The following is a 23,778-nucleotide window of genomic DNA, read 5'->3' on the forward strand; positions in this document are numbered from 1 at the left end:
AGAGTATGAACGCTACCCCGCAGATCCTTATCGTCGAGGACGAACCCTTGATCGCCATGATGCTCGAGGACTTTCTCGAGGTACTGGACAAGGGCGTGGCTGGCTCTGTCGACACCGTCGCGGACGCGTTGAAGCGGATCGAAGAGGGTGGCGTCGACGGCGCGATCCTCGACGTGAACCTTCGCGGTGGCGAAAAGAGCACCCCTGTCGCCGAAGCCTTGGCGGCCAAGGGCGTCCCCTTCGTCTTCGCCACCGGCGGCGGCGACGACGGTGTTGCGCCAGAATTCCGCGACCGTCCCCGTTTGCAGAAGCCGTTCACGATGGACGGCGTGGCCAAGGCCCTCGAAGGCCTCTGATCATCGTGGCGGTGCGCTGAGAACGCTACCGTTTTTGCTTCTCACCCCTGGAGGGGAGGGGCCGGGCGTGGGTCGGCCGCTTGGGGAGGATGACGACAACCGCATTCCCCCGTCATCCTGACGAAAGTCGGGACCCAGAGCCAATCCGCGCATCGTTCGTAACCCTGGGTCCTGACTTTCGTCAGGATGATGAAAAGAGGATCACCCTCCTCATCTAAAATTCGACGCAACTCTCTTGCGTAAATACCCCCTCCCGCGACATAGGCGTTCGCCATGACCCGCACATTCGATAAATCGCGCCTGCCGAGCCGCCATGTCTCCGTCGGTCCCGAACGCGCCCCGCACCGCAGCTATTACTACGCGATGGGCCTCGACGAGGAGCAGATCGCGCGGCCGTTTGTCGCGCTCGCCTCGGCCGGCAACAACTCCGCGCCCTGCAACACCACGCTCGATGCGCAGGCCGATGCCGCGCAGGCGGGCGTCATCCAGGGCGGCGGCATGCCGCGCCGGTTCAACACGATCACCGTCACCGACGGCATCGCGATGGGCCATCAGGGCATGAAGGCCAGCCTCGTCAGCCGCGAAGTCATCGCCGATTCGGTCGAACTCTCGGTCCGCGGCCATTGCTACGACGCGCTCGTCGGGTTCGCCGGTTGCGACAAGTCGCTCCCCGGCATGATGATGGCGATGCTCCGCCTCAATATCCCGTCGGTGTTCGTCTATGGCGGCTCGATCCTCCCCGGCCGCTATCAGGAGCGCGACGTCACCGTCGTCGATGTGTTCGAGATCGTCGGCAAATACGCCGCCGGCGCATGCCCGCTGTCCGAAGTCCACGCGCTCGAGAAGGTCGCCTGCCCCGGCCACGGCGCCTGCGGCGGGCAATACACCGCCAACACGATGGCTTGCGTCGCCGAGGCGATCGGTTTGTCGATCCCGAACAGCAACATGGTGCCGGCACCTTACACCACGCGCGAACAGATCGCCGTCGCTGCCGGCGCGCAGGTCATGGAATGCCTCGCCGACAATATCCGTCCGCGCGACATCTGCACGCGCGAGGCGTTCATCAACGCCGCCCGCGTCGTCGCCGCGACCGGCGGCTCGACCAACGCCGCGCTGCATCTCCCTGCGATGGCGTCCGAAGCCGGCATCGAGTTCGACCTGTTCGACGTCGCCGAGATCTTCAAGACCACGCCATACATCGCCGACCTCAAGCCCGGTGGTAAGTACGTCGCCAAGGACATGTACGAGGCCGGCGGCGTCTACATGCTCATGAAGACGATGCTCGCGGGCGGGTTCCTCAATGGCGATTGCCTGACGGTGACCGGCAAGTCGCTCGGCGAGAACATCGACCAGGTGACGTGGAACCCCGACCAAAAGGTCATCTACGACATCAACACCCCGCTGACCCCGACCGGCGGCGTCGTGGGCCTGCGCGGCAGTCTCGCCCCCGATGGCGCGATCGTGAAGGTCGCGGGCATGCACCGCCTGCAGTTCAGCGGGCCAGCGCGCGTGTTCGATTGCGAGGAAGACACCTTCGCCGCTGTCGAAAACCGCGAGATCAACGAAGGCGAAGTCATCGTCATCCGCTACGAAGGCCCCAAAGGCGGCCCCGGCATGCGCGAAATGCTGTCGACCACCGCCGCGCTCTACGGCCTGGGCATGGGCGAGAGCGTCGCGTTGATCACCGATGGCCGCTTCTCGGGCGGCACCCGCGGCTTCTGCATCGGCCATGTCGGCCCCGAAGCCGCGGACGGCGGCCCGATCGCGCTGGTCGAGAATGGCGACATCATCCACATCGACGCCGAAGCGGGCACGATCGACCTCGACGTTCCCGAGGACGTGATGGCGGCGCGCCGTGCGGCCTGGGTTCCGCGCAAGACCGATTACGGCTCGGGCGCATTGTGGCGCTATGCGAAGACCGTCGGCCCGGCCTACAAGGGTGCCGTCACGCACCCTGGAGCCGCAGCCGAAACCCATGTCTACGCGGATATCTGAGCCCACGCGGGTAGGTAAACGAGACACGCGCTCCACCCGTTACCCCAGCGAAAGCTGGGGTCTCCCGCTTGGCGCGCGCCGCGACCCGAACGGGGAGATCCCAGCTTTCGCTGGGATGACGGGGGGTAGGGTGTTCGTCAACTTCGGTAAGACGCTCAACCGCCTTCTCGGTCTAGCCCTCATCTCGCTCCCCCTCGCGGCATGCGGGCCAGGCAAGCCATCCAGCAGACAGGTCGCAGCCGAACAGACCAAGGAGTCCGCCGGCGACCTCCGCATCCCCTGCGCCCGCGGGACCGCCGCGCTCGAAACGGTCTGCACGATCGAACAGGCCAAGGGTGAGGCTGGTCCAATCCTGACGATCCGCCACCCCGATGGCGCGTTCCGCCGCCTCCTGATCACCGACGACGGCCGCGGCGTCGTCGCGGCCGACGGAGCGGAGGTCGCCAAGGTCGGCCTGATCGAGGGCAACGGTATCGAGGTGTCGATCGGCGACGCTCGCTACCGCCTCCCGGCCACCGTTAAGAGCGTGACCAAGACGTCATGATCCGCATCGAAGGCCACGCGATCCTGACCGCCGCCGAAATGCGCGCGGCGGAGGATGCGGTAATCGCCACCGGCGTCTCGGTCGAAACGCTGATGGACCGCGCCGGCACTGCGATTGCGCACGCGGTTCGTCGGTTGGCGGGTACGAACGAAGTCCTGATAGTCTGCGGCCCCGGCAACAACGGCGGGGACGGATACGTCGCGGCGCGGGTGCTGGCGGAGATGGGGATGTCGGTCCGCGTGGCGGCGTTGTCGGCGCCGAAGACGGATGCGGCGAAGGCGGCGAGGGCAGGGTGGTCCGGCCCGGTCGAGACACTGGCGGCGGCAAAACCTGCGGCGATCCTGGTGGACGCGCTGTTCGGCACCGGCCTGACCCGCCCGCTCGATTCCGAGCCCGCCCCCACCCTAATCAGTTCCCCCGCGGACGCGGGGGCCCAGCTAAGTCCCGAGCGCTCACTCAACGGCCTATTCTGGGCCCCCGCGTCCGCGGGGGAACAGTCTGTTGTCGGGCGCCTCCATTTCCTCGCCAACTCCGCGCAGCTCAGCATTGCCGTCGACCTTCCCAGTGGCCTTGCGACCGACTCTGGGGAGGCACTCAGCAAACCGCCAGTCTTCAACCTCACCTTAGCCCTCGGCGCAGTGAAACCCGCGCACCTCCTCCAACCCGCCGCGCGCTATTGCGGCCATATTCGCCTCCTCGACATCGGCGTCGCTTCCGCCAGCCGAGCCGAAGTCCTGAAAGCCCCGAGCCTCCCAACTCCCGGCCCGGACTCGCACAAATATACCCGCGGCATGGTCGCGATCATCGCCGGCACCATGTCAGGCGCGTCCGACCTCGCAGCGCTCGCCGCGATGCGTGCCGGCGCCGGCTACGTAACCCTGCTCTGCGACAGCCAAGGCCCCCCGCACGCGCTCGTCCGCGCGCCATTCTCCGACCAAGCCCTCGCCAACGACCGGATCGGTGCGCTCGTGATCGGCCCGGGCCTCGGCCGCGACGATGTCGCCAAGGCCCGTCTCGAAGCGGCGCTGACCTCAAACCACCCACTGATCATCGACGGCGACGCCCTCCGCCTGCTCGACCCTGACCGGATCAAGGCGCTCAGGGTCCCCGTGATCCTCACCCCGCATTCAGGCGAGTTCGACGCGCTCTTCGGCAAATCCGACCCATCTTCCAAGGGGGCCAATAAGATCACGCGAGCCCGAGACGCAGCTGTCCGCGCCAACGCGGTCGTCGTCTTCAAAGGCGCCGACACCGTCATCGCCGCCCCCGACGGCCGCGTCCGCATCGCGCAGGATGCGAGCAACTGGCTCTCCACCGCCGGCACAGGCGACGTCCTCGCCGGCGCGATCGGCGCGATGTTCGCCGCGAAGCTCGAACCGCTGCAGGCCGCGGCCGCCGGAGTGTGGCTCCACGGTGACGCTGCCCGCCGATTGGGGCCCGCGTTCATCGCCGACGACTTGGCGGAAGCGCTTCGGTCCGCCAGAGCATCGTTATGACCTCTGAATCGAATATCGACACAATCATCCGCGTCGCAGCCCGCGGCGACGGCATGACCGCCGACGGCCGCCACGCTGCCTTCTCGGCGCCCGGCGACACGCTCGCGCCCGACGGCACCGTGATCCCAGGCCCGCACCACCAGACTCCCCCCTGCGTGCATTTCCCGACCTGCGGGGGCTGCCAGCTCCAGCATCTCGACGACCAGGCCTATGCCGAGTTCGTCACCGACCGCATCGTCTCCGCGCTCGACGGCCAGGACCTGTCGGCCCCGATCCGCACCCCGCACATCTCCCCCGAACGTAGCCGCCGCCGCGCGACGCTCCACGCTGAGGGCAAGGGCGGCAAGATCACGCTCGGCTTCACCGCCGAAAAGGCGCACACGATCGTCGACATCAAGGAATGCTGGATCCTCGATCCGCGCCTGTTCGCGCTCGTCCAACCCTTGCGCCAGCTGCTCAAGCGTCTCAACTTCCGCCGCCGCGCGGACATCCACCTGACGCTCGCCGACCAGGGTGCGGACATCCTGATCACCGGGTTCGCCCCCGAAGGCCTCCCCGCCGCCGAAGCACTCACTAAATTCTGCGAAGACCACGGTATCGCCCGCGTAGCGTTCGATGACGGCCTCGGCCCTGAGACGCGCTGGGAGCCGGACGCGGTCACGATCACGCTTGGCGGCGTCCCCGTACCGCTCCCGCCCGCGTCGTTCCTCCAAGCAACGCCCGATGGCGAAGCCGCACTCACCGCCGCAGTTCTTGAAGCGATCGGGAAGCCCGCCACAGTCGCCGACCTCTTCGCTGGCCTCGGTACCTTCACGCTCGCGATCCCCGCCAAGGTCTACGCGGCCGAGGGCGCGCGCGACGCGCTAGGCTCGCTGAAAGCCGCCGCGCATCGCACCCAGCGTCCGGTCTACCCCGAGCACCGCGATCTCTATCGCCGCCCGCTGACTGTCGCCGAACTCGACCGCTTCGACGCGGTAGTGATCGACCCGCCACGCTCCGGCGCGCGCGAACAGGCGACCGCGCTGGCGGAATGCAAGACGCCGGTAATCGTCTATGTCTCGTGCAACCCGGCCAGCTTCGCGCGTGATGCGAAGGAGCTGTGCGATGCCGGCTGGCGGATCGACTGGGTCCAGCCGGTCGGCCAGTTCCGCTGGTCGACGCATGTCGAACTCGCCGCGAAGTTCGTCCGCGAGGCCCCCTAGCCGTCATCCTGACGAAAGTCAGGACCCAGGGTACCGAACGTTGCGCTTCGTAACTCTGGGTCCCGGATCAAGTCCGGGATGACGGAGAAGGGTACACGGCGCTCACGAAGAACAACCCATCGGGCGGCGCATTGAGCCCCAGCATTGCCCGATCCTTCGCCGCCAGCGCTTTGGCGACATCGCCAACCGCCCAACGCCCCATACCGACCAGCGCGAGGCACCCGACCATCGACCGCACCTGGTGATGCAAAAACGACCGCGCCGCCGCATAAACGAATAGACGCTCCCCCTGGCGTACCACCTCAAGCCGATCCAAAGTCCGCACAGGACTATCAGCCTGACAATGCGCCGACCGAAACGTCGTGAAGTCATGCCGCCCGACCAGCGCGCCCGCAGCCTCTGCCATCGCATCAGCGTCAAGCGGCTGAGGCACCTGCCAAGCCAGCCCCGCCTCGAACGTCAGCGGCGCGCGCCGGTTGACGATCCGGTACTCGTACGACCGCCCGACACACGAAAACCGTGCATGCCAATCGTCGTCGACCATTTCGCACGCCAGCACCGAAACCGGCGCCGGCTTCACCAGCGCATTCAGCCCCTCCATCAGCCGAAACGCCGCGACCGGCTTCTCGATATCGACATGCGCGCGCATCGCGAGTCCATGCACCCCGGCGTCAGTCCGCCCCGCCGCCTGCACGGACGCGGTCTCGCCGGTCATCTTCAGCACCGCGGCTTCCAGCGCCGCCTGCACGCTCGGCCCGTGCTTCTGCCGCTGCCAGCCCATGAACGGCCGCCCGTCGAACTCCACCGTCAACGCGAACCGCGTCAAAGCTGCGTCCCCGACGGGATCGCAAACCCACGCAGCAAGTCCGTCGCCGAGGTCACCCCGCGCCCCGCCCGCTGCACTAAGGTCGGCCGGATCGCCCCGTCGCCGCACCCGATCGTCAGCTCGGCATTGACCGTCAGCCCCTCGCACCCAAGAAACGTGAACGGCAGTACGTCCGCCGCCAGCACCTTCACCCGCTCGCCCGCATGCTCGAACCACGCCCCCGGCGCCGGGTTCATCGCCCGGACCAGCCGCTCGACTTCGACCGCCGACCGCTCGAAATCGATCCGCGCCTCCGCCTTGTCGATCTTGGCGGCGTAGGTGACGCCCTCCTCGGGCTGCGGCCGAGCAGGGTAGGCGTCGAGATCGCCCAGCACCTCGACCATCAACCGCGCCCCCATTGCGGACAGCTCGGCGGTCAAGTCGCCTGCGGTCTTTCCAACGATCGGCGTCCGCCCCTCGAGCCGGACCGGCCCGGTATCGAGCCCCGCCTCCATCTGCATGATCCCGACCCCCGTCTCCGCATCGCCCGCGAGGATAGCCCGCTGCACCGGCGCCGCCCCGCGCCACCGCGGCAACAGCGACCCATGCACGTTCAGGCAGCCGAACCGAGGCGCCTCCAGCACCGCGCGCGGCAGAATAAGACCATAGGCCGCAACGACCGCCACATCCGCGTTCAAGGCGGCAAACGCCTCGCGAGCCTCCAGCCCGTCCGGCAACGACGCCTTGAACGACACCGGCGTTCGCACCTCGATCCCGAGCGCCTCCGCCCGAACCTGCACCGGCGACGGCACCAGCTCGCGCCCGCGCCGCCCGCCCGGTCGCGCCGGCTGGCAATACGCCGCCACCAATTCATGCCCCGCCGCGACGAGGGCCTCCAGCACCGGTACCGCGAAGTCCGGCGTTCCCATGAAGATGATCCGCATGGCCTCTCTCGAACACGCTGGCGGGGAGCCGCGCAACCCCCTATCTGTTCCATATGGCATCCCCCGAGATCGAGGCGCTGACGCAGGCGCTGGCCCGGCTCCCCGGCCTCGGCCCCCGGTCCGCACGTCGCGCCGTGCTGCATCTGCTAAAGAAGCGCGACGCGGCGCTGGGGCCTTTGCGCGAGGCACTGACCGCGGTCGACGAGCGGCTGGAGAACTGCAGCACCTGCGGCAACGTCGACACCACCAACCCGTGTGCGATCTGCGCCGACCCGCGTCGCGACCAACGCTCGCTCTGCGTGGTCGAGGAAGTCGCCGATCTATGGGCCCTCGATCGCTCGCGGCTGTTCCCCGGCCGCTTCCACGTCCTCGGTGGGCGGCTGTCCGCGCTCGAAGGCATCCGCCCCGAGGATCTCAGCATCGACAGCCTCGTCCGCCGCATCGAAGCTGGCGGCATCGACGAAGTCGTGCTCGCGATGAACGCCACGCTCGAAGGCCAGACCACCGCGCACTACATCGCCGAGCGCATCGCACGCTTCCCCGTCCGCGTCACGCAGCTTGCGCATGGCCTCCCAGTTGGCGGCGAACTCGACTATCTCGACGAAGGCACATTGGCGCAGGCACTAAGGGCCAGAAGGCCAATGGCTTGACGCACCCGGCATGCGTACCTTAGCGGACGCGCTATGACCGTCATGACCGTTCTCGAAGTCCCCGATCCCCGCCTGCGCCTCGTCGCCGAGCCGGTGGAGACGGTCGACGACTCCATCCGCACGCTCGTCGCCGACATGATCGAGACGATGTACGACTTCAACGGCATCGGCCTCGCCGCGACCCAGGTCGGCGTCCAGAAGCGCGTCCTCGTCATCGATCTCCAGGAGGAGAAGGACGAGGAGGACAAGCCGATCAAGAACCCCAAGGCGTACATCAACGCCGAGATCCTGTCGGTCAGCGACGAAGTCTCCACCTACAACGAGGGCTGCCTCTCGATTCCCGAGCAATATGCCGAGGTCGCGCGTCCGGCGCGGTGCCGCGTGAAGTGGCTCGACGAGACCGGTGCGGCGCATGAAGAGGATTTCGACGGACTGCTGTCGACCTGCATGCAGCATGAGATCGACCATCTCGACGGCGTCCTGTTCATCGACCACATCAGCCGCCTCAAGCGCGACATGGTGCTGAAGAAGTTGGCCAAGCAGCGCAAGCTGGGGTGAGGGAGCGTGGGTGTCGGCGCTGTCTGCGCTGAAAGTGCGTGCCTGACAGCGCGGCTCGTTTACCCCAAACGCAACCACCCCGGCGAAGGCCGGGGCCCAATTGGGGAACGGTGCTGATTAAGCGCAGTTCTCCATTACTGCGACCTTTCCAATTGGGCCCCGGCCTCCGCCGGGGTGGTGTTCTTCTCCGTGGAAGCGGAAGCGCCCCCTAGTTCCCCCGCGAAGGCGGGGGCCCAGGACCACGAACGCCACCGCCCGTAACCCCAGACTCCCGCCACCGCAGCGTACAATATTCCGATTGTCCTACATCAACCGTTCGACGTATGTTCCACGCATGACGTCTCCATCCCCCTCCCAAGCTCGCACGCTCACGCGTCCATCTCCCCCCCAGGAAATGCTTCGCCAGCGTCTATACTTCCTATACTTCACTCCGATCCCGGCCGCGCAAAATGGCTGAGTTCGCCATCATCGCCGTCCTAGCGCTAGCCGCCGGCCTCCTCCTCGGCTGGCTCCTGGCCTCCCGCCGAGCCGCCACCTTAGCCAGCGAACTCGCGGTCGCCCAAACCAAGGTTGCCGACGCCGAGCTAATCCGCACCGCGCGCGACGCCGTGGAGCGCGAACGCAACGCCGCGATGCAGGACCTCGCCACGCTCCGCGCGCAGAACGCCGAGCGCGCCACCGACACCGATCGCCTCCGCATAGACCTCGCGACGATCCGCGCCGACCGCGACGCAGCCCGCACCGAAATCGCGACGCTGAAGGCACAAGGTGAGGCGTTCGAAGCGCGCCTCCTCGAACTCCGCGAGGCAAAAGACGTCATGGCCGCACAGTTCGGCGACGTCGCCAACAAGCTGCTCAGCGACGCGCAAAAGACCTTCCTAGAACGTGCCGACGCCCGCTTCCGCCAGTCCGAGGAATCCGCCGGCCTCAACCTCAAGTCGATGCTCCAACCGGTAAGCGACCGCCTGCAACGCTATGAAGAAGGCGTCGCCAAGGTCGAGGCCGAGCGCCGAGACGCGTTCGGCGACCTCAAGGGGCAGATCGAACAGATGCGCCTCGGCCAGGAAAAGGTCTCCACCGAAGCCGCCAAGCTCGTCAACTCGCTCCGCAACGCCCCCAAGTCGCGCGGTCGCTGGGGCGAGCAGCAGTTGAAGAACGTCCTCGAAACCTGCGGTCTCAGCGAGCACACGGACTTCCAGACCGAAGTCTCGGTCGCGGTAGGCGACGACGGGGCAAGGTTGCGTCCCGACGCGATCATCCGCGTCCCCGGCGGCCGCGCTTTGGTGATCGACGCAAAAGTCTCGCTCAACGCGTACCAGGATGCGTTCGGGGCGGTCGACGACGCCGAACGCCTGATCGGACTCGCCGCCCATGCGGCGTCGATGCGCGCCCACGTCAACGGCCTCGGCAACAAGGCCTATTGGAGCCAGTTCGCCGACACGCCCGACTACGTCATCATGTTCGTCCCCGGCGAGCATTTCCTCTCGGCCGCACTAGAACACGATCCGACGCTCTGGGATTTCGCGTTCGAAAAGCGCGTGCTGCTCGCGACCCCGACGAACCTGATCGCGATCGCCCGCACGGTCGCTGCGGTCTGGCGCCAGGAAAAGCTCGCCAACGAAGCCCGAAAGATCGGCGAACTCGGCAAGGAAATGCACGATCGACTCGCGAAGGTTGCAGACGATCTGCGCAAGGTCGGCGTCGGTCTCAACAGCGCGGTGAAGAACTTCAACGGCTTCACCAACTCGTTCAACGGGCGCCTGATGGTGACGGGCCGGAAGTTCCGCGACCTGAATATCGAGACCGGCGCGCGTGACCTGGAGGATGTGTCGTCGGTAGACGCGCTGGCGCTAGGCGAGGGGCCAGCGCTGATCGAGAAGCCAGAAGACGCCACCACTTAATGTTCTCCCGCGAAGGCGGGAGCCCAGGATCAAGCAGTGCTGCGTTCCATTATCCTGGACCCCCGCCTTCGCGGGGGAACAGCTAGGGCCGCGGTACTGTACCACTCCGTCATGCCGGGCTCGTTCCGGCATCCACCGTTCCGCGAACTCAACGGCCGGAGAGATTGCGGAACCGTGGACCCCGGAACAGGTCCGGGGTGACGGAGGGAGGTTGGGGAAAAACGAAGGGGCCGTACCAAAAACCGATCGGTACAAAATTCGTTCACCTCCCGGAAACCTTTCCCGACCCCGCGCATTAACTCCGGCAACACCCCCAAAGAGTCGCCAGGTCATGAAAACCCTAGTCCCTGTTCTCTGCGCCCTGATCCCCTTCGCCGCGATGATCGGCGCCTGCGTTACCTGCCCCTAACCGCCGTCGCGCAGACACAAAAGAAAAGGCCCGCCCGGATCACTCCGGGCGGGCCTTTCTGTATCGGCTAGAAGGGAAGCGAAGGGATCAACCCTGCGCTTCTTCCTCCTGGTCGCGCGGGGCTTCGGCGGTGGCGCCGGGCTCTGCCTTCGGATCGTAATCCTCGACGAAGCCGGCTTCGTCGCGCTCGAACATCGACGACATCACGTCGACGCCCGAAGCCTGCATCTCGGCCTCTTCAGGCGAGCGTGCGACGTTGACCTTGACGGCCACCGACACTTCAGGATGCAACGCGACCTTGACGGTGTACACGCCGATCGCCTTGATCGGCTTGTCGAGCACGATCGCCGACTTGCCGACCTTGTGACCGTCGGCCACCAGCGCATCGACCAGATCGCGAACCGCGACCGAACCGTAGAGCTGACCGGTGTTCGACGCCTGACGGATCAGGGTCACGGTCGCGTCGTTGAAGGTCTTCGCTTCGGCTTCGGCATCGCTGCGACGCGATGCGTTGTCCGATTCGATCTTCGCACGGTTCGACTCGAACACCTTGCGGTTGGCTTCGTTCGAACGAAGCGCCTTCTTGTTGGGAAGCAGGAAGTTACGCGCGTAACCGTCCTTGACCTTCACCACGTCGCCGATAGCACCAAGCTTTTCGACGCGCTCAAGCAGAATGACGTCCATGTGGGCGTGTCCTTACTTAACGATGTAGGGCAGCAAGCCCAGATGACGCGCACGCTTGATGGCCTGGGCCAGTTCGCGCTGCTTCTTTGCGGCCACCGAAGTGATACGCGACGGGACGATCTTGCCACGCTCGGACACGAAGCCCTGCAGCAACCGGACGTCCTTATAGTCGATCCGGGGAGCGTCTTTGGCGGAGAACGGGCAGCTCTTGCGGCGGCGGAAGAATGGACGTGCCATGATTATTCAGCTCCCTCTTCGCGGTCACGACGGGGACCACGGTCCGGACGATCGCCACGATCGGGACGGCCCTCGCGGCCACCTTCACGGTCGCCACGACGCTCGCGGTCACGATCCTGCTTGCGCATCATCACGGTTGGGCCCTCTTCGAGGGTGTCGACCTTGACCGTCATGTAACGGATGATGTCTTCGTTGATCTGGGTCTGGCGCTCCAGCTCTGCGATCACGCTGCCCGGGGCATCGATCTCGAGCATGACATAGTGCGCCTTGCGGTTCTTGGCGATCTTGTACGCCAGCGAACGCAGGCCCCAGTTCTCGGTCTTTACGACCCGACCTTCGTTGTCGTTCACGATCTTGGTGGCGATTTCCGCCAGTGCGTCCACCTGCGCTTGTGCCAGATCCTGGCGCGCAAGGAACACGTGCTCGTAAAGAGCCATGTCTTGTCCTTCGTCTTGGCCGATCGCTGATACACGCCCCATGCGTGCACCCCTCCGGCTGTCGTCTAGAATGCAAACAGGGGCGAGAGACGCGAATCTCTCCCCCCGGTTGCAGTGGCCTTAGCCGATTACCCGGCAAAGGCAAGGTTGGTGTGGGCGTTACCGGCGAAACGCGCCGCCACGAACCTGGACCACATTGCCGCGGGCGTTGATCAGGATCGCGTCGTTGCCCGAGCGGACCCACTGGCTGCCACGCGGCGGGGCGGCGAGACGGTAGTTCCGGTACGTCGTGATGACGCGATAGTTCTGCGCATAGCGGCGATCGAAGCGCTGACCAGCGCGCCAGTTGCGATACTGGTTCGGGCGGGCGACGGTCTTCCTGGTGACGACGGTGCGGCCGTTGTTGTTCTGGCGCACGGTGGTCACTTCGCGGCGCTGCTGCGCTTCGGCCGGGGCGGCGGCGAGCAGCGGGCTGGCGACGAGGGTGGCGGCAAGCGCGCTGAGGATGAACTTCTTCATGGGTAATCTCCCGTTTGAAACACGGCGCCGTTGTGCGGCGTCATCACTAATCTGGGACCCGATTGTCGCAGGTGCATGTCGCAGCCTGCGCGAAATGGTCGCCATTTGTCGCAAACGCATGGGCTTCGTTCAGGTTCGCGCAGTTGCAACTCAGCCCGCACCTTTATAGGCCCCGCGCTCAAACGAAGACCGAACACAGAGGAGAGGTCATGCGCGCGTTCATCTTCCCCGGCCAGGGGAGCCAGTCTGTCGGCATGGGCAAGGCGCTCGCCGACGCCAGTGCCACCGCCCGCGAGGTCTTCGCCGAAGTCGACGAGGCGCTCGGCCAGCATCTGTTCCGCCTGATGAGCGAAGGGCCCGCCGACGACCTGCTCCTCACCGAGAACGCGCAGCCCGCGATCATGGCGAACGCGATCGCCACCTTGCGCGTCGCCGAGAAGGAAGGCGGCCTCCGCCTCGCCGACAAGGCCGACTACGTAGCCGGCCACAGCCTCGGCGAATATACCGCCCTGTGCGCAGCAGGGGCACTCGACCTGTCGACCACCGCGCGCCTCCTGAAACTCCGCGGCCGCGCAATGCAGGCCGCCGTTCCGGTAGGCGAGGGCGCGATGGCCGCGTTGCTCGGCACCGACCTCGAAAAGGCGCAGCTGATCGCCGGCGCCGCAGTCGACGCGATTCTCGCGGAAGGCGGCCCCGACCTGATCTGCACCGTCGCCAACGACAACGACCCGTCGCAGGTCGTCATCTCCGGCCACCGCCTCGCCATCGAAAAGGCGATCACGCTGGCCAAGGACCTCGGCGCCAAGCGCGCGGTATTGTTGCCCGTCTCCGCCCCCTTCCACTGCCCCCTGATGCAACCCGCCGCCGAAGCGATGGAAGCCGCCCTCCTCGACGCCGACCTCCGCGCGCCGCTGGTCCCGGTCTTCGCCAACGTCGACGCGGTCGCCGTCGCCGACCCCGGCGCGATCCGTCACCTGTTGGTGCAACAGGTCACCGGCATGGTCCGCTGGCGCGAATCAGTGCTGGCCATGCATACGGCGGGCGTCGGCCACTTCGTCGAATTCGGCGGCAAGGTGCTCAGCCCGATGGTCAAGCGCATCACCCCCGACGTCGAGACGACCAGCGTCATCACGATGGACGACATCGAGGCGTTGATTAAGGTACTGTAGATTTTCGCGCAGAGGCGCAGAGGACGCAGAGCCCATGAAAGATATCGATGTGGTTAGCGGCGACGTCCTGAATGTCGCTCTGCGACTGCATCGAGATCTTGGGCCAGGGCTACTGGAAAGCGTTTATGAAGCAGTCCTTGCCGGTCGATTGGTTGCAATGGGCTACACTGTGGCGCGGCAACGATCGATCGATATCGAGTTCGAAGGCTTGCGCTTCGAGGCAGCGTTCCGGATCGATCTGCTTGTTGACGACCGTTTGGTCGTCGAGATCAAATCGGTCGAGTGCGTCCTTCCCGTCCACGCCAAGCAATTGCTGACCTATCTCAGACTGACCAAACAGCCCGTCGGGCTGCTTATCAACTTCGGTGGCGCAACCCTAAAAGAAGGCGTCCGCCGCCTCGTCAACAACTACCGCCCCTCTGCGTCCTCCGCGCCTCTGCGCGAACAAATCTAGATCGGAGTTAAAATGTTCGACCTCACAGGCATGACCGCCCTCGTCACCGGGGCATCCGGCGGGATTGGGTCCGAGATCGCCAAGGCCCTAGCCGCCCAAGGTGCGCGCCTCGCCGTATCCGGCTCCAACGCCGACAAGCTCGAAGCCTTCCGCGCCACCCTGAAAGGCGACCACGTCGCGCTCCCCTGCAACCTCTCCGACGCAGCCGCAGTCGACGCGCTCGTGCCTCAGGCGGTGGAGAAGCTCGGCAAGCTCGACATCCTCGTCAACAACGCCGGCGTCACCCGCGACAATCTCGCGATGCGGATGAAGGACGACGAGTGGGACAGCGTCATCCGCGTCAATCTCGAAGCCGCGTTCCGCCTCATGCGCGCCGCCGCCAAGCCGATGATGAAGGCGCGCTTCGGCCGGATGATCTCGGTCACCTCGATCGTCGGCGTCACCGGCAATCCCGGCCAGGCCAACTACGCCGCGTCGAAGGCCGGCCTGATCGGCATGTCGAAATCGATGGCGCAGGAGCTCGCCAGCCGCGGCATTACCGTAAACTGCGTCGCGCCCGGCTTCATCACCTCGCCGATGACCGACGCGCTGCCCGAGGCGCAGAAGACCGCGCTGACGACCAGGATTCCGGCCGGTCGCCTCGGCGAAGGCGCAGACATCGGCGCGGCGATCGTGTATCTGGCAAGCCGTGAAGCCGGCTACGTCACGGGACAAACCGTGCACGTGAACGGTGGGATGGCGATGATCTGAACTTGCGCGCTGAACTGCCGCGTTCTAGGTGCGTTCAGGAATTACCGAAAACCCCCAGATTTGAAGAGGGAACTACCATGAGCGAGACCGCTGACCGCGTGAAGAAGATCGTCGTCGAGCATCTCGGCGTCGAAGCCGACAAGGTGACCGAGGACGCGAGCTTCATCGACGACCTGGGCGCAGACAGCCTCGACATCGTCGAACTCGTCATGGCGTTCGAGGAAGAATTCGGTGTCGAGATCCCCGATGATGCCGCCGAGAAGATCGCAACCGTCAAGGATGCGATCACCTATATCGACGAGCACAAGGCCTGATCAGGGTCTAGGGTTCAAACCTTTGGACCTGCCCTGAAGGGTGTGATTTGAGCGGCTCCCCGTCCTTGGGCAAAGAGGGCGGGGAGCCGTTTCGTTTTGAGAGCAGACGGAGTTTGAAGCCATGCGGCGTGTCGTCGTAACCGGGCTAGGCCTGGTCACCCCCCTGGGGGCGGATGTTGAAACGGCCTGGGCGAATATCCTCGCCGGCAAGTCGGGCGCGGGCCCGATCACGCGCTTCGACGCGTCGGATCAGGTGTGCCGCATCGCCTGCGAGGTGAAGCCCGCCGACCACGAATATGGCTTCGACCCCGGCAAGCGCGTCGACCACAAGGTTCAGCGCCAGGTCGATCCGTTCATCATCTACGGCATCGACGCCGCCGGCCAGGCTCTGGAAGACGCCGGGTTGACCGAGATGACGCTGGAAGAGAGCTGGCGTGCCGGCGTCTCGATCGGCTCGGGCATCGGCGGGCTTCCGGGGATCGAAAGCGAATCGATCGTGCTCCACACCAAGGGCCCGCGCCGCGTCTCGCCGCACTTCGTCCATGGTCGCCTGATCAACCTGATCTCGGGCCAGGTCTCCATCAAATACGGCCTGCGCGGTCCGAATCACGCGGTCGTCACCGCCTGCTCGACCGGCGCGCATGCGATCGGCGACGCCGCGCGGATGATCGCGATGGATGACGCCGACGTGATGCTTGCGGGCGGCGCGGAGGGCACCGTCTGCCCGCTCGGCATCGCCGGGTTCGCGCAGGCCCGCGCGCTGTCGACCAACTTCAACGATTCGCCCGAAAAGGCCTCGCGTCCCTACGACAAGGATCGCGACGGCTTCGTAATGGGCGAGGGCGCCGGTGTGCTGGTGCTCGAGGAGTACGAGCACGCCAAGGCACGCGGCGCGAAGATGTATGCCGAGGTGATCGGCTACGGCCTGTCGGGCGACGCGTACCACGTGACGGCACCGCATCCCGAAGGCGACGGCGCGTTCCGCTCGATGCAGATGGCGATCAAGAAGTCGGGCCTCGCGCTCGAGGACATCGATTACATCAACGCGCACGGCACCTCGACGCCACTCGGTGACGAGCTGGAACTCGGTGCGGTCCGTCGCCTGTTCGGCGATGCGATCTCGGGTCTGTCGATGTCGTCGACCAAGTCGGCGATCGGCCATCTGCTCGGCGGTGCCGGTGCGGTCGAGAGCATCTTCTGCATCCTCGCGCTGCGCGACCAGATCGTGCCCCCGACGCTGAACCTCGACAATCCGAGCGATAGCTGCGTGGGCGTCGACCTCGTCCCGCATGTCGCAAAGAAGCGTGAAGTGCGTGCGGTACTGAACAACTCGTTCGGCTTCGGCGGCACGAATGCCTCGCTGGTGATGACGAAGGTCCGCTAAATAAGTTTGTTCCCCCGCGAAGGCGGGGGCCCAGACTGGGCTCCCGCCTTCGCGGGAGAACAAGAGGTAGTGATGCGCAAGGTCGGCTGTTTCGGACTCGTCTTAGGCCTGGCGGCAGTTGTCGCGCTGTTCCTGGTCGTCCAGGGCTGGGGCGGCGCAGGCCCAGCCCCTCGCACGCTGACCGTGCAGATCGGCGAAGGCAGCACGCTGGCCGGTGCTGCCACCGAACTCGAAAAGGCCGGCGCGATCCCCTCGGCCCGACGTTTTCGCCTTTACGCGCGGGTGTTCGGCTCGGGCGATCCGATCAAGGCCGGCGAATACCGCATCGCGCCGCAAACCAGCCAGTCCGACATCCTCAAGCTGATGCAGGGCGGCAAGGTCGTCCAGCGCCTCGTCGTCGTCCCCGAAGGCTATCCCTCGGTCCTTGTCCACGACGCGCTGATAAAGGCCGACGGTCTGACCGGCACCGTGCCCGTCCCGGCGGAAGGCTCGATCCTCCCCGACAGCTACGCCTTCCAGGCCGGCGACACCCGCGCATCGGTCGTCACGCGGATGCAGGCGGCGATGAAGACCTACCTCGCCAAGGCATGGGCGGCGCGCAAACCCGGTATCGCGGTGAGCTCGCCCGAACAGGCGATCATCCTCGCCTCGATCGTCGAGAAGGAAACCGGCAAGCCCTCCGAACGCCGCACCGTCGCCGCGGTCTACGGCAATCGCCTGCGCAACGGCATGCCGCTTCAGGCTGATCCCACCGTGATCTACCCGATTACCAAGGGCCGCCCGCTAGGCCGCCGCATCCTGCGGTCCGAGCTGCATGCGAAGAACGGCTACAACACCTATGCCGAAGCCGGCCTGCCGGTCGGCCCGATCGCCAACCCCGGCCGCGCCTCGATCGACGCGGTGCTCGACCCGGCGCAGACGCAAGCGCTCTACTTCGTAGCAGACGGCACCGGCGGCCACGTGTTCGCCAACACGCTGGCCGAACACAACGCCAACGTGAAGAAATGGTACGCCATCCGCAAAGCCCGCGGCGAGATGTAGGGCGAGGCGTTCCGACACACACTCGTCATCCCAGCGAAAGCTGGGATCTCATGCGGCAGGGACGGAATGTATGGCACGAGATCCCAGCTTTCGCTGGGATGACGACTAGGCCCGCAACGCGTTCGCCGCGCGTGCCTTGATCTCGATCTCGGCCATCGTCCCGCCGGTCACCCAGCTCCCGCCCACGCAGAGCACCGGCTTGAACGCCAGCCACTCGGGCGCGCTCGCTTCGGTGATCCCGCCGGTCGGGCAGAAGCTGCACTGATAGAACGGCGCGGCCAATGCCTTCAGCGCCTTCAACCCGCCATTCGCCTCGGCCGGGAAGAACTTGAAGTGCGTCAGACCCAGGTCGAGCCCGATCATGATATCCGCCGCATTGGCGATCCCCGGCAGGAACGGAATACCGCTCTCGATGATCGGCATGGCGAGGCGTTCGGTCAGCCCCGGCGAGACGATGAACTCCGCGCCCGCATCGCGGACCTGCGCGAACTGCTGCGTGTTGACGACGGTACCGGCACCGACGATCGCGCCCGGCACCTTCTTCATCTCGGCGATCGCCTCAAGCGCGGCACCGGTGCGCAACGTCACTTCGAGCACGCGCAGGCCGCCGGCGACGAGCGCCTCGGCGAGCGGACGGGCGAGCGCCGCGTCTTCGATCACCAGCACCGGGATGACGGCGCTGGTCTGCATGATGTCTGCAATTGTGGGCGAGGGGGTGACGGTCATTGGGTGTGTTCCTGTGCGAAGGCGGCCGCGGCGCCGAACAGGCCGGGCTGGGGATGGGTGATGAGCTTGACGGGCATCGCCGCCATCATGCCCTGGAAGCGGCCCTTGGCGACGAAGCGCTGGTCGAAGCCCGACCGAATGAGGCGATCCTTGATCCGGAAGCCCAGGCCGCCGGCGATCACGACCGCCTTGGCGCCCTGTGCGAGCGCTAAATCGCCCGCGACCGCGCCGAGCGCGAGGCAGAAGCGGTCGAGCGCGGCGAGTGCGATCGAATCGGTGCCGTCGATCGCCTCGGTCCAGATCGTCTTGTCGTCATGGCTGGGAACCGCGCGGCCCTCCAGCGCGGCAAGCGTCTCGTAGATCGCGACGATGCCCGGCCCAGCGACAACGCGCTCGGCGGAGACGCGCGTGAAAGTCTTCCGCAGGCGGCTCAGCAACGCGTCCTCGATCCCGTCGAGTGGGGCGAAGTCCATATGCCCGCCCTCGGTTTCGAGGACCTGATAGCCGTTTTTCCGGCGCAGCAACTGCGCGACACCGAGCCCGGTGCCGGGGCCGCAAATCGTCGTGATGCCCTCGGAGGGCAGCGGCGTATCGGGGCCGCAGAGGTGGATGAAGTCGCTGCTCGGCACCTGCGCGACGGCATGGCCGACCGCGCCGAAATCGTTGACGACCACCCACTGGTCCGCCTTCAGCCGCTCGGTGATCAGCGACTTGCGGATGATCCACGGGTTGTTGGTGAGCCGGATGACGTCGTTCGCGACCGGCGACGCGACCGCGATCGCGAGCGCGCGGGGGAGGGGGCGGCCGAGCCCCGCCTCGAACGCCTGGTACGCGGTCTGGAGCGACGCGTGGTCCGCGGTCTTGAGCGTCGCCGGCTCGCCGAGCGACACGACGCGGCCATTCTCGACCTCGGCGATCGCGAAGCGCGCATGCGTCCCGCCGATATCTGCCGCTACGATTTCCATGTCATCCTCCGTCCGTTATTATTGTTCCCCGTCATCCCAGCGAAAGCTGGGATCTCAGGCCGCATAGTCCGTCCCCGTGGCGCGAGGTCCCGGCTTTCGCCGGGATGACGGGGGTGTGGCTGAGGCGACGGCGGCGTGTGAGATGCGTTTTAAAGCCCAGCGCCCGCCAGCATCGCCGACGCGCCCTTCTCGGCCTCGTCGGCCAGCCCGCGGAACATGCCGAACAGCTCACGACCCATGCCGCTCACCGGCGGCGGCGTTGCCTCCATCTGGCGCGTGGCCCATACATCCGCATCGACCATCGCCTCCAGCGTTCCATTGACCGCATCCACCCGGATCATGTCGCCATCCCGGATCAACCCGATCGCGCCGTCGAGCAGCGCCTCGGGCGAGCAATGGATCGCGCACGGCACCTTGCCGCTCGCGCCCGACATGCGGCCGTCCGTGACCAGCGCCACCTTGAACCCGCGATTCTGCAACACGCCCAGCGGCGGTGTCAGCTTGTGCAATTCCGGCATGCCGTTCGCGCGCGGCCCCTGGAAGCGGACGACGACGACGACGTCGCGCTCCAGTTCGCCGCGCTTGAACGCCTCGATCACATCGAGCTGGTCGTCGAACACCATCGCAGGCGCCTCGACGATCCACCGCTCGCGCTCGACCGCAGACACCTTGATGCACGCCCGGCCGATATTGCCCGCGAGGATCCGCATCCCGCCGTCCGGAGAAAACGGCGCAGTGGCAGGGCGCAGGATCGTCTCGTCGCCGCTATCGGGCGTATCGCGCCAGGCGAGCGTGTCGCCCTCGACGACCGCGGTCTTCGCGTACGCCGACAGGTCGTCGCCGCCGATCGTCATGATATCGCCGTGGAGCAGACCTTCGCCGAGCAGTTCGCGGATCACATAGGGCATGCCGCCCGCCGCCTCGAACGCGTTCACGTCCGCCGAGCCGTTGGGATACACGCGCGCGATCAGCGGGACCGCGCAAGAGAGGCGGTCGAAATCCTCCCAGTCGATGATGATCCCCGCCGCGCGAGCGATCGCTGGCACATGGAGCAGATGGTTGGTCGAGCCACCGGTCGCGAGCAGGCCGACCGCGGCGTTCACGATCGCCTTCTCGTCGACGCAATGCCCGAGCGGCCGATACGAATCGCCGCGCGCGCCGATCTTCGCCAAGCGGTGCACCGCCGCCCGCGTCAGTTCCTGGCGCAGCTTGGTGCCTGGATTGACGAACGCCGCGCCGGGCATGTGGAGGCCCATGACCTCCATCATCATCTGGTTGGTGTTGGCCGTGCCATAGAAGGTGCACGTGCCCTTCGAATGATACGCGCCGATCTCGGCCTCGAGCAGTTCGTCGCGCCCGACCAGCCCCTCAGCGAACTTCTCGCGAACCGCGGCCTTGGCCTTGTTCGGCAGCCCGGTCGGCATCGGTCCACCGGGAATCAGCACCATCGGCAGATGCCCGAACCGCAGCGCGCCCATGAGCAAACCGGGGACGATCTTGTCGCAGATGCCGAGCAACGCGGCACCCTCGAACGTACCATGAGACAGCGCAATCGCGGTGCTCAGCGCGATCGTGTCGCGGCTGAACAGCGACAGCTCCATGCCCGGATAGCCCTGCGTCACGCCGTCGCACATCGCCGGCACGCCGCCCGCGACCTGCGCGGTCGCGCCGGCCTCGCGTGCCCAGATTTTCATCAGCTCGGGGTAGCGATAATAGACGGCGTGGGCCGACAGCATGTCGTTATACGCAGTGACGATGCCGATGTTCATGCCGGCATCGGCCTTCATCGCGTCGCGGTCCTCCTCGGTCCCGGCATAGGCATGCGCGAGGTTCGCACAGCCGAGGCCGGGGCGCCGGACCTGCGCCGCCGCCTCGCGCTCGATCAGCGCGAGATACGCGGCGCGGCTGTCGCGCGAGCGTTCGATGATCCGGTCGGTGACCGCGGAGACGACGGCGTTGAGCATCGTCACGGCGCCCAGTGCACGTCGACTGGCAGCTCGACTTCAGCGAGCACGCGGCCGATCGGATAGGACGACGACGGCCCCTGTTCGATCGCCTGCTCCAGCACCTTCTTTTTCGCGTCGCCGGTGATCATGATCATCAGTGCCTTCGACGATGCGATAGCCGCCGCCGACAGCGTCACGCGCGCCAGCGGCGCCTCGGGCGGCAGCGGATCGGGCATCACGCCCAGCGCGCGACGTTCCTTCGGACCGCTCAGCGCCTCGTCGTAATCGGGGCCGGGGAAGATCGACGCGGTATGCCCGTCGCCGCCCATGCCGAGCAGGCAGAAGTCGAGCGGCCAGTGCAGGTCCTGCATCAGCGCATCCGCCGAGCGACCGGCAGCCTTGTAGTCCGACATCGCCTCGGGAACGATCGGCTTCACGCGCGCGCCCTTGGGGAGGAAGATCTTCGCCAGCGCGGTGACGTTCGACAGCGGATCGCCGAGCTTCACGATACGCTCGTCGCCGGGGATGATCGTGACCTTCTTCCAGTCGAGCTTCGCCTGCGCGAGCTTCTCATATGCCGCGAACGGCGTCTTGCCGCCCGCGAGCGCGATCACCGCCGAGCCGCGTGCGTCGAGTGCACTTTCGATGACGAATTGGATATCGCCCGCGACTGCGTTGGCGAGCTCATCGGAATCCTCGTAATCCCACCATTCGATTTCGGTCATATATCAATCCATTCGTCATGCCGGACTTGTTCCGGCATCCACTTATCCAAACTCACCGCGCTCATGTTGCACGGTGGACCCCGGAACAAGTCCGGGGTGACGGTTAGTCGTCCTGCCAGGTCACGCCATCGCGTTCGGTCAGCGCGATCGCGGCGGACGGACCCCAGCTGCCCGACGCATAGCTTTTGGGCTTCATCGCGTTGGCCTTCCAGCCCTCGCGGATCGCGTCGATCCAGGTCCATTGCGCCTCGACCTCGTCGCGGCGCACGAACAGCGTCTGGTCGCCCTCGATCAGATCGAGCAGCAGGCGTTCATACGCGATCCGCCGACGCGTGCCGGCGAACTCGGCGTCCATGCTGAGGTTCAGCGGCACTTCGCGCAGGCGGACGCCGTCGCGGTCAAGACCCGGCTCCTTCGCCATCACCAGCAGCTGGACATATTCCTCCGGCTGGAGGCGGATGATCAGCATGTTGGGCTGCAACAGCCCGCCGCGCCCGGCGAACATCGAATGCGGCACCGACTTGAACTGGATCGCGATCTCGCTGCGGCGCGCGGCCATGCGCTTGCCGGTGCGCAGATAGAAGGGCACGCCGCGCCAGCGCCAATTGTCGACATGCGCCTTGATCGCGACAAACGTCTCGGTGTTCGAGGCCTCGCCGAGTTCGTCGGAGTAGCTCTTGACGAACTTCCCCTTGACCGCGCCTTCGCCGTACTGGCCGGTGACCGTGACGTTCGGCACTTCCTCGGGCTTGATCAGGCGCAGCGAGCGGAAAACCTTCGACTTTTCGTCGCGGACGTCGGTGCCCTCGAAGCGTGCGGGCGGCTCCATCGCGATCAGCGCGAGCAGTTGCAGCATATGGTTCTGGACCATGTCGCGCAGCGCGCCGGCGCTCTCGTAATAACCGGCGCGCTCCTCCAGCCCGACCGTCTCCGAGATCGTGATCTGGACGTTGTCGATCCCCTGCGCGTTCCACACCGGCTCGAAGAATGAGTTGCCGAAGCGCAGCGCGAGGATGTTCTGGACGGTTTCCTTGCCGAGATAATGGTCGATTCGATAGGTCCGGTCCTCGGGGAAGGCCTTCGCCACCGCGTCGTTGATCTCGCGGCTGGTGTCGAGGTCGTAGCCGAGCGGCTTCTCGAGTCCGACACGGACCGTTTCGCCGGCGAGGCCGACCTTGTGCAGCCCTTCGATCGCCGATTCGAACAGCGACGGCGCGGTCGAGAGGTAGATTGCGAGGCCGCCGGAGATATCGCCGATCTTGTCCGCCAGCGGCTGGAACGCGGCGGGGTCTGACAGATCGGTCGCCTGATAGAATAGCCGGTCGAGGAACGTCCCGATCGCGCTCTCGTCCTTGCGATCCTCGGGCAGGAACTCGTCGAGCGCCTTCTTGGCGAACTTGCGGTAATCCTTGTCGTCATGCTCGTGACGCGCGGCGCCGGTGATCGTCAGTTCTTCGGGTAGCAGGCCGTCGGCGTGCAGGCCATAGAGCGACGGCAGCAGCATGCGCTGCGCGAGATCGCCGGTCGCGCCGAACAGGAGCAGCTTGGCTACGGGATTACGGTGCAT

General features: G+C 66.2%; 25 protein-coding genes. 14 read left to right on the forward strand and 11 right to left on the reverse strand.

Going from position 1 to position 23,778, the window contains the following annotated elements; all coding sequences use genetic code 11:
• Positions 1-5: 5 nt before the first annotated feature.
• From U1737_RS14280 to U1737_RS14300, 5 genes are all read left to right on the forward strand, one after another.
• Positions 6-356 carry a response regulator gene (locus U1737_RS14280; protein ID WP_248523108.1) on the forward strand — a complete coding sequence of 117 codons (351 nt, stop codon included), beginning with the start codon at positions 6-8 and terminating at the stop codon, positions 354-356.
• A gap of 273 nt (positions 357-629) precedes the next feature.
• Positions 630-2,351, forward strand: a complete 1,722-nt coding sequence (ilvD, locus tag U1737_RS14285; protein ID WP_332797231.1) for a dihydroxy-acid dehydratase — start codon at positions 630-632, stop codon at positions 2,349-2,351.
• A gap of 130 nt (positions 2,352-2,481) precedes the next feature.
• The gene (locus U1737_RS14290; RefSeq protein ID WP_332797232.1) at positions 2,482-2,895 is read left to right on the forward strand and encodes a hypothetical protein; all 414 of its coding nucleotides are present in this window, start codon (positions 2,482-2,484) and stop codon (positions 2,893-2,895) included.
• Positions 2,892-4,391 (forward strand): NAD(P)H-hydrate dehydratase, encoded by a 1,500-nt coding sequence (locus U1737_RS14295; protein WP_332797233.1) that lies wholly within the window; start codon positions 2,892-2,894, stop codon positions 4,389-4,391. The genes U1737_RS14290 and U1737_RS14295 overlap by 4 nt, the downstream gene beginning before the upstream one ends.
• Complete coding sequence (locus tag U1737_RS14300; protein WP_332797234.1) at positions 4,388-5,593, forward strand: class I SAM-dependent RNA methyltransferase; 1,206 nt, start codon at positions 4,388-4,390, stop codon at positions 5,591-5,593. Before U1737_RS14295 ends, U1737_RS14300 begins: the two co-directional genes overlap by 4 nt.
• Positions 5,594-5,660: 67 nt before the next feature.
• Here U1737_RS14300 and truA read toward each other — a convergent pair whose 3' ends face one another.
• Both truA and fmt read right to left on the reverse strand, forming a co-directional pair.
• Positions 5,661-6,419: a tRNA pseudouridine(38-40) synthase TruA gene (truA, locus tag U1737_RS14305; RefSeq protein ID WP_332797235.1), complete on the reverse strand. Its 759-nt coding sequence runs from the start codon at positions 6,417-6,419 to the stop codon at positions 5,661-5,663.
• Positions 6,416-7,342, reverse strand: coding sequence for a methionyl-tRNA formyltransferase (gene fmt / locus U1737_RS14310; protein WP_332797236.1), 927 nt, complete (start codon positions 7,340-7,342; stop codon positions 6,416-6,418). Before fmt ends, truA begins: the two co-directional genes overlap by 4 nt.
• A 53-nt stretch (positions 7,343-7,395) precedes the next feature.
• Between fmt and recR the strand changes: the two genes are divergently transcribed.
• The 3 genes from recR (at position 7,396) to U1737_RS14325 (ending at position 10,451) form a co-directional block, all read left to right on the forward strand.
• Entirely contained in the window at positions 7,396-7,992 is a 597-nt protein-coding gene (gene recR / locus U1737_RS14315; protein ID WP_332797237.1) for a recombination mediator RecR, read from the forward strand.
• A 33-nt stretch (positions 7,993-8,025) separates the two neighbouring features.
• Entirely contained in the window at positions 8,026-8,550 is a 525-nt protein-coding gene (def, locus tag U1737_RS14320) for a peptide deformylase (RefSeq protein ID WP_332746280.1), read from the forward strand.
• 449 nt (positions 8,551-8,999) lie between these two features.
• Entirely contained in the window at positions 9,000-10,451 is a 1,452-nt protein-coding gene (locus tag U1737_RS14325) for a DNA recombination protein RmuC (RefSeq protein WP_332797238.1), read from the forward strand.
• Positions 10,452-10,947: 496 nt separating this feature from the next.
• On the opposite strand, the gene rplI is transcribed toward U1737_RS14325, so the two are convergent.
• The 4 genes from rplI to U1737_RS14345 form a co-directional block, all read right to left on the reverse strand.
• A complete protein-coding gene (gene rplI, locus U1737_RS14330; protein WP_332797239.1) occupies positions 10,948-11,544 on the reverse strand; it encodes a 50S ribosomal protein L9 in 597 nt (198 codons plus the stop codon).
• A gap of 12 nt (positions 11,545-11,556) precedes the next feature.
• Complete coding sequence (rpsR, locus tag U1737_RS14335) at positions 11,557-11,781, reverse strand: 30S ribosomal protein S18 (protein ID WP_031393978.1); 225 nt, start codon at positions 11,779-11,781, stop codon at positions 11,557-11,559.
• Positions 11,782-11,783: 2 nt separating this feature from the next.
• The gene (gene rpsF, locus U1737_RS14340; RefSeq protein WP_056050884.1) at positions 11,784-12,218 is read right to left on the reverse strand and encodes a 30S ribosomal protein S6; all 435 of its coding nucleotides are present in this window, start codon (positions 12,216-12,218) and stop codon (positions 11,784-11,786) included.
• Between the two features lie 159 nt (positions 12,219-12,377).
• Positions 12,378-12,737: an RcnB family protein gene (locus tag U1737_RS14345; protein ID WP_248523126.1), complete on the reverse strand. Its 360-nt coding sequence runs from the start codon at positions 12,735-12,737 to the stop codon at positions 12,378-12,380.
• A 209-nt stretch (positions 12,738-12,946) separates the two neighbouring features.
• Here U1737_RS14345 and fabD point away from each other — a divergent pair, with 209 nt between their 5' ends.
• The 6 genes from fabD (at position 12,947) to mltG (ending at position 17,849) form a co-directional block, all read left to right on the forward strand.
• Positions 12,947-13,906 carry an ACP S-malonyltransferase gene (fabD, locus tag U1737_RS14350; RefSeq protein WP_332797240.1) on the forward strand — a complete coding sequence of 320 codons (960 nt, stop codon included), beginning with the start codon at positions 12,947-12,949 and terminating at the stop codon, positions 13,904-13,906.
• Between the two features lie 34 nt (positions 13,907-13,940).
• Positions 13,941-14,360, forward strand: a complete 420-nt coding sequence (locus U1737_RS14355) for a GxxExxY protein (RefSeq protein ID WP_248523129.1) — start codon at positions 13,941-13,943, stop codon at positions 14,358-14,360.
• A 12-nt stretch (positions 14,361-14,372) separates the two neighbouring features.
• Entirely contained in the window at positions 14,373-15,110 is a 738-nt protein-coding gene (fabG, locus tag U1737_RS14360; protein ID WP_248523131.1) for a 3-oxoacyl-[acyl-carrier-protein] reductase, read from the forward strand.
• A gap of 77 nt (positions 15,111-15,187) precedes the next feature.
• Positions 15,188-15,424: an acyl carrier protein gene (locus tag U1737_RS14365; protein WP_031393971.1), complete on the forward strand. Its 237-nt coding sequence runs from the start codon at positions 15,188-15,190 to the stop codon at positions 15,422-15,424.
• A gap of 121 nt (positions 15,425-15,545) precedes the next feature.
• Positions 15,546-16,808 carry a beta-ketoacyl-ACP synthase II gene (gene fabF / locus U1737_RS14370; RefSeq protein WP_060526942.1) on the forward strand — a complete coding sequence of 421 codons (1,263 nt, stop codon included), beginning with the start codon at positions 15,546-15,548 and terminating at the stop codon, positions 16,806-16,808.
• Positions 16,809-16,880: 72 nt separating this feature from the next.
• Positions 16,881-17,849, forward strand: coding sequence for an endolytic transglycosylase MltG (gene mltG, locus U1737_RS14375; protein ID WP_332797241.1), 969 nt, complete (start codon positions 16,881-16,883; stop codon positions 17,847-17,849).
• A gap of 105 nt (positions 17,850-17,954) precedes the next feature.
• Here the strand turns inward: mltG and eda are convergent, their stop codons facing one another.
• The 5 genes from eda to zwf all read right to left on the reverse strand — a co-directional run bounded on the left by eda (position 17,955) and on the right by zwf (position 23,778).
• Positions 17,955-18,575, reverse strand: a complete 621-nt coding sequence (gene eda, locus U1737_RS14380) for a bifunctional 4-hydroxy-2-oxoglutarate aldolase/2-dehydro-3-deoxy-phosphogluconate aldolase (protein ID WP_332797242.1) — start codon at positions 18,573-18,575, stop codon at positions 17,955-17,957.
• On the reverse strand, positions 18,572-19,540 hold the full coding sequence (glk, locus tag U1737_RS14385; protein WP_132739136.1) for a glucokinase: 969 nt from the start codon (positions 19,538-19,540) through the stop codon (positions 18,572-18,574). Before glk ends, eda begins: the two co-directional genes overlap by 4 nt.
• Positions 19,541-19,689: 149 nt before the next feature.
• On the reverse strand, positions 19,690-21,504 hold the full coding sequence (gene edd / locus U1737_RS14390; protein WP_332797243.1) for a phosphogluconate dehydratase: 1,815 nt from the start codon (positions 21,502-21,504) through the stop codon (positions 19,690-19,692).
• 2 nt (positions 21,505-21,506) lie between these two features.
• On the reverse strand, positions 21,507-22,211 hold the full coding sequence (gene pgl / locus U1737_RS14395; RefSeq protein WP_132739130.1) for a 6-phosphogluconolactonase: 705 nt from the start codon (positions 22,209-22,211) through the stop codon (positions 21,507-21,509).
• 103 nt (positions 22,212-22,314) lie between these two features.
• The gene (zwf, locus tag U1737_RS14400; RefSeq protein WP_132739127.1) at positions 22,315-23,778 is read right to left on the reverse strand and encodes a glucose-6-phosphate dehydrogenase; all 1,464 of its coding nucleotides are present in this window, start codon (positions 23,776-23,778) and stop codon (positions 22,315-22,317) included.

This window comes from Sphingomonas fucosidasi, assembly GCF_036663855.1.
Lineage (GTDB): Bacteria > Pseudomonadota > Alphaproteobacteria > Sphingomonadales > Sphingomonadaceae > Sphingomonas > Sphingomonas faeni_B.

Excerpts from the sequence above, each read along its gene's own strand:
- rplI (WP_332797239.1), bottom strand. The coding sequence starts at position 11,544 with ATGGACGTCATTCTGCTTGAGCGCGTCGAAAAGCTTGGTGCTATCGGC.
- U1737_RS14295 (WP_332797233.1), top strand. The coding sequence starts at position 2,892 with ATGATCCGCATCGAAGGCCACGCGATCCTGACCGCCGCCGAAATGCGC.
- U1737_RS14345 (WP_248523126.1), bottom strand. The coding sequence starts at position 12,737 with ATGAAGAAGTTCATCCTCAGCGCGCTTGCCGCCACCCTCGTCGCCAGC.
- U1737_RS14355 (WP_248523129.1), top strand. The coding sequence starts at position 13,941 with ATGAAAGATATCGATGTGGTTAGCGGCGACGTCCTGAATGTCGCTCTG.
- edd (WP_332797243.1), bottom strand. The coding sequence starts at position 21,504 with ATGCTCAACGCCGTCGTCTCCGCGGTCACCGACCGGATCATCGAACGC.
- rpsF (WP_056050884.1), bottom strand. The coding sequence starts at position 12,218 with ATGGCTCTTTACGAGCACGTGTTCCTTGCGCGCCAGGATCTGGCACAA.
- U1737_RS14325 (WP_332797238.1), top strand. The coding sequence starts at position 9,000 with ATGGCTGAGTTCGCCATCATCGCCGTCCTAGCGCTAGCCGCCGGCCTC.
- recR (WP_332797237.1), top strand. The coding sequence starts at position 7,396 with ATGGCATCCCCCGAGATCGAGGCGCTGACGCAGGCGCTGGCCCGGCTC.
- rpsR (WP_031393978.1), bottom strand. The coding sequence starts at position 11,781 with ATGGCACGTCCATTCTTCCGCCGCCGCAAGAGCTGCCCGTTCTCCGCC.
- glk (WP_132739136.1), bottom strand. The coding sequence starts at position 19,540 with ATGGAAATCGTAGCGGCAGATATCGGCGGGACGCATGCGCGCTTCGCG.
- eda (WP_332797242.1), bottom strand. The coding sequence starts at position 18,575 with ATGACCGTCACCCCCTCGCCCACAATTGCAGACATCATGCAGACCAGC.
- fabF (WP_060526942.1), top strand. The coding sequence starts at position 15,546 with ATGCGGCGTGTCGTCGTAACCGGGCTAGGCCTGGTCACCCCCCTGGGG.
- U1737_RS14365 (WP_031393971.1), top strand. The coding sequence starts at position 15,188 with ATGAGCGAGACCGCTGACCGCGTGAAGAAGATCGTCGTCGAGCATCTC.
- pgl (WP_132739130.1), bottom strand. The coding sequence starts at position 22,211 with ATGACCGAAATCGAATGGTGGGATTACGAGGATTCCGATGAGCTCGCC.
- fmt (WP_332797236.1), bottom strand. The coding sequence starts at position 7,342 with ATGCGGATCATCTTCATGGGAACGCCGGACTTCGCGGTACCGGTGCTG.
- mltG (WP_332797241.1), top strand. The coding sequence starts at position 16,881 with ATGCGCAAGGTCGGCTGTTTCGGACTCGTCTTAGGCCTGGCGGCAGTT.
- U1737_RS14300 (WP_332797234.1), top strand. The coding sequence starts at position 4,388 with ATGACCTCTGAATCGAATATCGACACAATCATCCGCGTCGCAGCCCGC.
- fabG (WP_248523131.1), top strand. The coding sequence starts at position 14,373 with ATGTTCGACCTCACAGGCATGACCGCCCTCGTCACCGGGGCATCCGGC.
- def (WP_332746280.1), top strand. The coding sequence starts at position 8,026 with ATGACCGTCATGACCGTTCTCGAAGTCCCCGATCCCCGCCTGCGCCTC.
- U1737_RS14280 (WP_248523108.1), top strand. The coding sequence starts at position 6 with ATGAACGCTACCCCGCAGATCCTTATCGTCGAGGACGAACCCTTGATC.
- ilvD (WP_332797231.1), top strand. The coding sequence starts at position 630 with ATGACCCGCACATTCGATAAATCGCGCCTGCCGAGCCGCCATGTCTCC.
- fabD (WP_332797240.1), top strand. The coding sequence starts at position 12,947 with ATGCGCGCGTTCATCTTCCCCGGCCAGGGGAGCCAGTCTGTCGGCATG.
- zwf (WP_132739127.1), bottom strand. The coding sequence starts at position 23,778 with ATGCACCGTAATCCCGTAGCCAAGCTGCTCCTGTTCGGCGCGACCGGC.